The organism is Thermodesulfobacteriota bacterium, assembly GCA_039028315.1.
Lineage (GTDB): Bacteria > Desulfobacterota_D > UBA1144 > Nemesobacterales > UBA2774 > CR02bin9.
In genome coordinates this window covers 1-6,877 of record JBCCIH010000136.1, presented here as the reverse complement: position 1 = coordinate 6,877, position 6,877 = coordinate 1, and the positions used below count along the sequence as shown (strand labels likewise).

General features: G+C 41.2%; 5 protein-coding genes and 1 tRNA gene. 3 read left to right on the top strand and 3 right to left on the bottom strand.

Annotated elements, in window-relative coordinates; all coding sequences use genetic code 11:
* Positions 1–156: 156 nt before the first annotated feature.
* The 3 genes from AAF462_08755 to AAF462_08745 all read right to left on the bottom strand — a co-directional run bounded on the left by AAF462_08755 (position 157) and on the right by AAF462_08745 (position 2,459).
* Positions 157–241: transfer RNA gene (locus tag AAF462_08755), tRNA-Leu, on the bottom strand.
* A 166-nt stretch (positions 242–407) separates the two neighbouring features.
* Positions 408–1,631 (bottom strand): 2,3-bisphosphoglycerate-independent phosphoglycerate mutase, encoded by a 1,224-nt coding sequence (locus AAF462_08750; protein ID MEM7009207.1) that lies wholly within the window; start codon positions 1,629–1,631, stop codon positions 408–410.
* A gap of 60 nt (positions 1,632–1,691) precedes the next feature.
* The gene (locus tag AAF462_08745) at positions 1,692–2,459 is read right to left on the bottom strand and encodes an MBL fold metallo-hydrolase (protein MEM7009206.1); all 768 of its coding nucleotides are present in this window, start codon (positions 2,457–2,459) and stop codon (positions 1,692–1,694) included.
* 140 nt (positions 2,460–2,599) lie between these two features.
* Here AAF462_08745 and AAF462_08740 point away from each other — a divergent pair, with 140 nt between their 5' ends.
* From AAF462_08740 to AAF462_08730, 3 genes are all read left to right on the top strand, one after another.
* On the top strand, positions 2,600–4,303 hold the full coding sequence (locus AAF462_08740; protein MEM7009205.1) for an N-acetylmuramoyl-L-alanine amidase: 1,704 nt from the start codon (positions 2,600–2,602) through the stop codon (positions 4,301–4,303).
* A gap of 81 nt (positions 4,304–4,384) precedes the next feature.
* On the top strand, positions 4,385–6,103 hold the full coding sequence (gene polX / locus AAF462_08735; GenBank protein ID MEM7009204.1) for a DNA polymerase/3'-5' exonuclease PolX: 1,719 nt from the start codon (positions 4,385–4,387) through the stop codon (positions 6,101–6,103).
* 10 nt (positions 6,104–6,113) lie between these two features.
* The coding region (locus tag AAF462_08730) for an NAD-dependent DNA ligase LigA (protein MEM7009203.1) at positions 6,114–6,877 on the top strand (764 nt) is incomplete at its 3' end.

Sequence of the window (6,877 nt, the reverse complement as noted above, 5' to 3'; positions counted from 1 at the left end):
GCACCTGGCTTATCTCTAGAACTAATAATTTAGCTTCCCCTGCATTCTATATAATGGCCCTTGGGGTAATAAGCCTTATAGCGGCCTATTTCCTTAGTTCAAAATATGGGGATGATGTAAAAGGATAACTATATTTAATAGTCAAAAAGAGATTTATGGTGCCGAAGGCGGGAGTCGAACCCGCACGCCCGAAGGCACAGCCCCCTCAAGACTGCGTGTCTGCCAATTCCACCACTTCGGCACGCGCATAGTATGCGCTCACATTTTAAATACTGTGCGCTGACACTCTAACTACATAGTGCCGAGGTTCTACTAGTTACTTTGTCCTTAGTCATAGCAACATTTGAAGTCACTAAGTTGGCAATAAGGAGTGTATAAATTAGCATAAGGCTGGCTATTTTCAAGATTTAAGCGCCGTATTTCTGAAGTCTTCCAGCATGGGCAAGAACTAGGGTCATAAGATCAACGGCTCTAAATGTACCGAGCTCGCCCTTAAGACAGTCAGCCTCTCCAAAGCCAGAAGTTCCGCCTGCCCTTACATTCTTAGCATTTATTAAAATAGGCACGGGGTGCCAGCTATGAGCCTTCATATTCGCCGGGGTAGAGTGATCGCCGGTTATAACAATTACATCAGGGTCCAATTCTAAAATATCAGGAATAAAACTATCGAATTCTTCTATAACACCGACCTTTGCATTGAAGTTTCCGTCTTCACCGTAGCTGTCAGTTTTCTTAACGTGAAAGTAGAAAAAATCATGCTTATCGAAATCTCTCTTAAGAGTATCAATCTCAGCTTTGATAGAGTAGTCTTCAACTTCGAGTACTTCCATTCCAACCAGTTTAGCGACGCCCCTGTACATAGGATAAGTTGCAATGCAGGCCGCGTTAAGTCCATATGCCTCTTCATAGGAGGCAAGGTCTGGATGAACAGCAAACCCTCTCATTAGAAGATAGTTCGCTTTCTCTTCGTCTTTTATGATTTCAGCCACTTGGTCAATAAATTTTGCCACAACGTCAGCTACTTTCTGAGCCTGTGGGTTAGCTCCGGTTGGACGAATTGGCTCTGCGCCCTCAAGCTGAGGGTCAGTATCGTGTATAGCATCCCCACCCTCTGGTATAGGCTCGGGGAATGTGAAGATGATAGCAGAGCGGTGATCTAATCCTGAGGTCATATTAACCCTAACACCGTCAATCTCTTTAATCTTCTCTGTAATTTTTGAAACTATACGAATATTCTCATCCGTCGGTATGCGCCCTGCTCTTCTGTCTACTACTATCGGAGTGTCTCCTTCGTATTTTACAGTTGCAAAATTTCCCCTTATAGCCAAATCATTTGGCCCAAGATGAAGCCCAAGCCCTAGCGCTTCGAGTACGCCCCTTCCGATCTCATATTTTAGCGGGTCATATCCAAAGAGGCCTAAATGCGCGGCGCCGCTTCCAGGGGTTATACCATAGGCTACTGGTAAGTGCTGGCCGCATGCGCTCTTTTGAGCAAGCGCGTCCATATTTGGCGTGTTAGCAGTTTCAAGCTCAGTCTTTGCGTTTTGAGGTAGTCCCCCTACTCCGTCCAGTACGCAAAACACTATTTTTGTATCATTTTTCTGAAGCAACTTTTTTATAACTTCCTGCATTTTACCACCTCTTTAATTTGTAAGAAAATAATTGTCCCTGCACTTTACCGCCAATACAAGTTAGGCTTCATCTAGCTCTACCTCAGCTCCGTCATAAGCTGGAACTATTCCCTCAGGGAGCTCCCTTAACAAAGTATCATAGTCTACAGCACAACCCATATGCGTAAACATTGTGAGCTTGGCACCTATTTCCTTAGAGATCTCAACGGCCTGCTCGATGTTAAAGTGGGCAGGATGCTCATCGTACCTAAGCGCACTAATTATTAGCAGATCCAAATCTTTTAGCTTATCCATAGACTTTTCAGGGATGCCGCTGCAGTCAGTTAGATATGCCATATTGCCGATTCTATAGCCAAGTATCATCCATCGATCGTGATTGATCTCAACGGGCGTGATTTTAACATCTTCAATATAGAATTCATCTTCAACTTCATGTAAATCCAGCTTTGGTTTGCCTCCTGCTGAGTAAGCACCATCGAATATGTAGGCAAAGTTATTTTTCAAATTATCCAGCGTAAATGAATTTCCGTAACAGGGAATAATCATATTGTTTATAAAATTAAATGTCCGAAGCTCATCAATACCATGAGTATGGTCGGCATGCGAATGTGTATATAGTACAGCGTCTAATCTGGTGATATTTTCTCTTAGAGCCTGAAATCTTAGGTCAGTTGAGCTGTCAATTAATATATTTTTCCCTTTAGTCTCTATAAATACTGAGCATCTGGTTCTTTTGTTCTTTGGATTATCCGAAGTACATACCTGACACGAGCATCCAATAATAGGAACCCCTGTAGAAGTAGCACAGCCAAGTATTACGACCCTCATTTAGAGAAATTTAGCATTAACTTTGGGTCATTTCAAAAAAATATGTCTTTTTTATAATGGTTATAGCCCTAAAATGTTAAAGTAATTTATAAAATAATGTTTACAAATTACTATCAGAATAGTATAATTATATAACTAAAGTGACTAAAAGAACATTATCTTTCTTAACAGTTTTATCCATAATTGTTCTAATTTCCTCAATTCAAACTTCATTTGGTCAGGATAGAGGGGTGCAGCTCTATGAGCAAACCTTCGAATTATATAAAAACCTAACGGTTAGCAAAGATAAGTCTAAAAATAAAGAGATATGGGAGACGATTGCCAGGGCATTCTTTAGCATAGACGTTGATTATCCAAATAGTCCCAAGGCTCCTAACTCATTATTCTTAGCCGGAAAGATGTATGAGGAAATAGGTGAGCGTTTTAATTCTCAGAAAGACTTCGATCTGGCAGTTGAAACATCGAGGAAATTTGTAAGGAAATATCCTGATAGCAATTTTGCTGACGATGCGCAGCTAAGAGTTGCCCGTATTGTAGAAAGAGAGAGCAAATCAGAAGCATATTTAGAATATGACAAACTTGTAGAAGATTTTCCAAACGGTGATATGAAAACTGTGGCACTTAATAAACGCCAGGAGCTAGCGCCGTTTAAGCCTAAACAAAAACCTGTATACAAATCTAAGAAATCAAGTCCCGATACATCAGGGCTAAACAAAGTAAGTCAAATACGCCACTGGTCCACCGATGATTACACAAGGGTAGTTATACATCTGGATGAAGACTCAAAGTATAAATCCAGACTTCTAAAGCCAGACCCTAACCACGGAACGCCCCCAAGGCTTTTTGTGGACATCCAAGGCGCTACAGTTGATAAGAACTTATATGTTGAACCAATACGAAAGGGGCTCTTAGAGCAGATTAAATTTGGAAGAAATACTAAAGATACAGTCAGAGTAGTGCTATACATTAAGAGCTTTGATGACTATAAAGTGTTTGCCCTTCAGGACCCGTACAGAATTGTCATGGATATTGAGGGAACAGGTAAAAAGTCCGGCGGCTACTATGCAAAGCAGGATGATGACTTTGAATATAAACCGGGTCTCCCTGAAGATGATGTGTCCTCACTTTCTGAGGCGCTAGGGCTTAAGATTAGGACTGTGGTAATTGATGCAGGACATGGCGGCCACGACCCAGGCGCAATAGGCCCTACTGGACTTAAGGAAAAAGATGTAAACCTTAGAATTGCAAAAGCGCTTAAACAAAAACTGGACAAAGACGGCAAGAAATTCGGCATTACAAATGTATATCTAACAAGAAGCACTGATAAATTTATACCTCTTGAAGAAAGAACGGGAATTGCAAAAAAGATGGGCGCGGATCTATTTATTTCTATTCACTGCAACGCTGCCAGAAGCAAACAGGCTTACGGAATAGAGACGTATATCCTCAGTCTGACAAACGATAAGAACTCACTTGCTGTTGCGGCCCGTGAGAATGCTAGCACTAGAATCTCTAGAAGCGATATGGACAAAGTGCTTAAGCAATATCTGCTTGGAGCTAAGATTGAAGAGTCCCAGCGTTTCGCAGGACACGTACAAAGCTCAATAGTTAAGAACATATCAGCCAAGTATCCCCCGGTTAAAGATAAAGGGGTTAAAAAAGCTCCGTTTATCGTTCTCATCGGAGCCAACATACCAAGCATACTTGTAGAAACCTCATTTATATCTAACCCTAGAGATGAAAAGAGGCTAAGAAGCAAAGACTATACAGATAGGATTGCAGACGGCATATTTGCAGGTGTTAAAAGGTTCTCAACCGAGATGCAGACGGCATCTATAGAATAGTGTTCCTAACTCTAGATTTACCCTCGAAATTTTCACTAATCATAATTATATAATTCTCAGAATCAGCTAAGATATAAGCAAATGAGTAAAAATGCCCAAATAGCGCAGATATTCGAGCAGATGGCCGCCATGCTCAGCATATTGGACGAAAACCCTTTTAAGATTCGTGCATATAAGAAAGCTGCACTGAATATATTGGAGTTAAGCGACGCTATAGAACAAAGAGTAGCTGAAGATAGTGTCATTGATATACAGGGCGTGGGAAAGGATCTAGCCGCAAAGGTTAAAGAGTTCATATCTACAGGTGAGATTAAGGAATTTAATGAGCTACAAAAAAAAGTTCCGCTTGAGATGACAGAGCTCTTAGGAATCCAGGGACTTGGACCTAAGACACTTGCGCTCTTATACAAAGAGCTTCATGTAAGAAGCCTCGAGGACTTAGAGAAGGTTTTGGATAGTGATGAAGTACTTTCATTTAAAGGACTTGGACAAAAAAAAGTTGATGAGATAAAAAGGGGTATACCTCTATTAAGAGAAAAGAGAAGTAGAACCAATATCGGAGTGGCACTTCCACTTGCAGAGTCAATAAAAAAAGAGATTGAAGACATAAAAGGTACTGAGGGCACTATTATTGCAGGCTCTCTTAGAAGGATGAGAGAGACAATAAAAGACATAGACATATTAACAATCTCTGATGATACGGAGTCAACTGTGAAAGAGTTCAGCGAGCTTCAATTTGTAGAAGAAGTGCTAGCCGCAGGTGAGACAAAGGGAAGCGTTATTACTACAAACGGCATTCAGGTGGATCTAAGAGTGGTTGGTCCAGAGTCTTACGGAGGGGCGCTGCAGTACTTCTCAGGCTCTCAGGCACACAATGTGAAATTAAGGGGCCTCGCTACCAAGAAGGGGCTTAAAATTAATGAATACGGCATTTTTAAAGGTGATGAGAAAGTAGCAGGTGAGACTGAAAAAGAAATGTACTCTGTGCTTGGACTACCATTTATTGAGCCCGAGTTAAGGGAAGACAGAGGAGAGATTGAAGCCGCAATTGAGGGAAAACTCCCTAACCTAATTGAGCTCTCGGATATTAAGGGCGATCTTCATATGCATACTACTTGGAGCGACGGCAGGGCAAGTATTGAGGAAATGGCGCTCTCAGCAAAGAAGTTAGGTTATGGATATCTAGCAATCACTGACCACTCCCCCTCTTCTACTATCGCAAATGGGCTGTCTGTTGAAAGATTGAACAAGAAAAAAATAGAGCTTGATAAAGTAAACAAAAAAGTTAAGGGAATAAATATACTCATGGGCTCTGAGGTAGACATCAAAATGGATGGGAGTCTTGATTACCCTGATCGGGAGCTCGCAGAATTAGATATGGTGATTGTTTCAATTCACAGCGGCTTTAAAATGGATGGGGACACCATGACAAAGCGTATAGTAAGTGCTCTTGAAAACCCCTACGTGCATGCGCTTGGTCATCCTACGGGAAGACTAATTAACGAGCGTGAGCCATATGACGTAGACATTGATAAAATAATTGAGGTAGCGCTTAAGAACGACAAAGCACTTGAGGTTAATTCTTCATATTTAAGACTTGATCTCAAAGATCTGCATGTGAAAAAAGCGGTCGAAGCCGGAGTAAAGGTAATAATTTCCACAGATGCTCACCGCCCTGAGCAGCTAATGCAGATGCGCTATGGCGTCGGAACAGCAAGAAGAGGATGGGTAGAGAAAAAAGATGTACTAAATGCTCTAAGTTTCGAAGAACTTAATAAGTGGCTTAAAAGCAAGAAATAGGTAACTCCATATGGCGGCCAACGAAAAGAAAATATCTAAGACAAATGCTAAGAAGAAAATAGCTGAGCTATCTAAAGAGCTTGAGCATCATAACTATCTTTACTATATAGAAAACAATCCACAAATTTCTGACTATGAGTTTGATACTTTATTAAATGAACTAAAGCATCTTGAAGCCTTGTATCCAGATCTTGTTGAGCCGAACTCTCCCACACAAAGAGTAGGAGGACAGGTAGCCCAAGGATTTAAATCTGTTCCTCATAGGGCGCCGATGATGAGTATTGATAACATCTCTGATGAGCAGGGTGCGTATGAGTTTGACACCAGGGTAAAAAGAATGCTCGAGATTTCTGAGGACATAGAATATATTGCAGAGCCTAAATTTGACGGGGTGTCTGCATCGATTACATATGAGAACGGGGTCTTAACCCAGGGTGCAACAAGAGGAAACGGAACTGTAGGAGAAGATGTAACCGCAAACCTCAAGACGATAAACACTATTCCACTTAATTTAAAGGGAAAGTCCAATATCCCAGAGCTAATCGAAATACGTGGGGAAGTTTTATATCCAATTAAAGCCTTTAATAAGCTAAACAAAGAGTTATCTGAAGAAGGCGAGCCGGTTTTTGCAAACCCAAGAAACGCAGCCTCTGGCGCAATAAGACAGCTCGACTCATCAATTACAGCAGGCAGGCCACTAGATTTTTATGCTTGGGGAGTAGGAGATGTGCAAGGATTTGAGATTAACTTTGAACAAGAGATAGTAGAAGCGCT

Coding starts and splice junctions, on each gene's coding strand:
- polX (MEM7009204.1), top strand. CDS start 4,385: ATGAGTAAAAATGCCCAAATAGCGCAGATATTCGAGCAGATGGCCGCC.
- AAF462_08745 (MEM7009206.1), bottom strand. CDS start 2,459: ATGAGGGTCGTAATACTTGGCTGTGCTACTTCTACAGGGGTTCCTATT.
- AAF462_08750 (MEM7009207.1), bottom strand. CDS start 1,631: ATGCAGGAAGTTATAAAAAAGTTGCTTCAGAAAAATGATACAAAAATA.